Annotated in this window: 1 protein-coding gene; it reads left to right on the forward strand. The window is 45.5% G+C overall.

The annotated features are described in order from the left end of the window. The coding region (gene glcU, locus ACWHAR_RS28565) for a glucose uptake protein GlcU (protein WP_452088635.1) at positions 1 to 637 on the forward strand (637 nt) is incomplete at both ends.

Raw genomic sequence — 637 nt, forward strand, 5'->3', positions numbered from 1 at the left:
TTGTTCTCTTCAATGTGAAATTAGGCGGCGGGCCGTACAGCCAGACACTGGGAACGACGATCGGGGCGCTCATTGTTTCTATCGTTATTTACTTTTTTGTTCAGCCCGTTCTGTCCCTTCGCATTTTTATTGTTGGAATCGTATCCGGCTTATTTTGGTCACTTGGACAGGCCAACCAGCTGAAAAGCATTCAATTGATGGGCGTGTCGAAAACAATGCCGATTTCCACAGGAATGCAGCTCGTTTCCACCTCGCTGTTCGGTGTGATCGTGTTCCGCGAATGGTCAACACCGATTGCGATTACGCTTGGCGTTCTCGCTTTGATCTTTATCATTGTAGGAATCATTCTCACGTCCTTGGAAGATAAGAATGATAAAAAAGAGGGCGAGCCAAGCAATTTGAAAAAGGGCATTTTGATTCTCCTTGTTTCGACTCTTGGTTATTTGGTTTATGTAGTCGTGGCTAGATTATTCAATGTGTCCGGCTGGTCCGCGTTGCTGCCACAGGCAATTGGCATGGTGGTCGGGGGGTTAGTTTTAACCTATAGACACAAACCCTTTAACAAGTATGCGATCAGAAATATTCTCCCAGGGTTAATCTGGGCAGGCGGAAATATGTTTTTGTTTATTTCTCAGCC

The organism is Bacillus sp. LR--39 (genome assembly GCF_053613335.1).